Consider the following 1,571-nt stretch of genomic DNA (forward strand, 5'->3'; position numbering starts at 1 on the left):
CAACTGTTTGGAAGTAGTTTTGGTATCTTTCCTTTTCATTATAAATCACGTCTTATGTCTCAATTTCAAATACAAGCTTTTATACCTCTTTTCTATCTCGTTTGGTCTGATGATTTATTAACGTCTTTAGAGTTTACCACGCTTAAAAACTTTATAGAAGAACAAGAATGGTTAACGCAGGCAGATAAAGAAGTGCTACTTTCGAAAATCGATGTTTCTAATCCGCCATCTCGTGAAATCCTTTCGGACTGGAAAAATAGTATTGACAAAATCACTTCTGATAATCCAGAATTAAAATCAATTTATGAAATAGCAGTAGCGCTTTCTAACTGTAATACTGATGTGAAAAGGTCAGAAGAGTCATTTATAATACTGGAACACAGTTTAGGAATTACAAGTGCCGAAGCAATAAGCCATTTCAAACTCGAAATAGATTCTAAAACAGTAACGCACACTGCTCATACAAATTTTGATGTAGCTAAAATTACTTCAATTTTAGATGGAGATCATTCGCCTATCATCAATAAGGTTAAGGAAATCATTTCCCGTCCTGAGTTTAAAATACAAACAATAACAAATACTATGGAGTATCGCGAGCATATCATGCAGTGGTGCAAAATTTTAGCAGAAGAAAATTTAGGTAATATGGCTTACCCCAAAGAACATGGCGGAGGAGATAATATTCTAAATTATTTTGCCATAATGGAGACATTGAGTTACCATGACTTGAGTTTGGTGATAAAATTTGGTGTGCAATTTGGATTGTGGGGAATGAGTATACATTCTCTAGGAACCGAAAAACATTATGCCAAATATTTAAAAGATATAGGGAGCTTAAAATTACCGGGCTGTTTTGCTATGACAGAGACGCACCACGGTTCTAATGTAAAAGGGTTAGAAACTACAGCAACCTATAATCATTTAGAAAAAACTTTTACGATACACACGCCACATCCTAAAGCACAGAAGGAATACATAGGTAATGCTGCTGTGCACGGGCAAATGGCTACCGTTTTTGCTAAGCTTATTATCGATGGTCACGACTATGGTGTAAATGCTTTTATAGTGCCGTTACGTGATGAAAACGGAACAATTCTAAAAGGAATCACGATTGGTGACTGTGGACATAAAATGGGACTAAATGGTGTTGATAATGGTACTATTCGTTTTGATAGTGTCACTATTCCAAAAGAGAACATGTTGGACCGATTCGCCTCGGTAAACGAAAAGGGTGAGTTTACGAGTCCGATTCCAAGTGATAACCGACGTTTTTTCACGATGTTAGGAACTTTGGTTGGAGGCCGTATAGGGATTCCGCGTTCTGCTTTGACTGCTGCCAAAACGGGACTTACGATTGCAATAAAGTACAGTGATCAACGACGTCAATTTGGACCCGAAGGCGGATCAGAAGTACCCATTTTAAATTACCGCATGCACCAACGCAGGTTGTTAATTCCGCTTGCAAAAACCTATGCGATTCATTTTGCTTTACAATACCTGACGGATCGATTTACAAAAAGGTCAGAGAGTGATATGCAGGAAATCGAAGCACTTGCGGCTGGTTTAAAAGC

Annotated in this window: 1 protein-coding gene; it reads left to right on the forward strand. The window is 37.6% G+C overall.

Features of this window, described 5'->3' with window-relative positions; translation table 11 throughout:
* Positions 1 to 54 precede the first annotated feature (54 nt).
* Positions 55 to 1,571, forward strand: a 1,517-nt coding sequence (locus tag P8M54_RS05610) for an acyl-CoA dehydrogenase family protein (RefSeq protein WP_300286077.1), incomplete at its 3' end; no start/stop codon positions are given.

Source organism: Flavobacterium sp., from assembly GCF_029242675.1.
Classification (GTDB): domain Bacteria; phylum Bacteroidota; class Bacteroidia; order Flavobacteriales; family Flavobacteriaceae; genus Flavobacterium.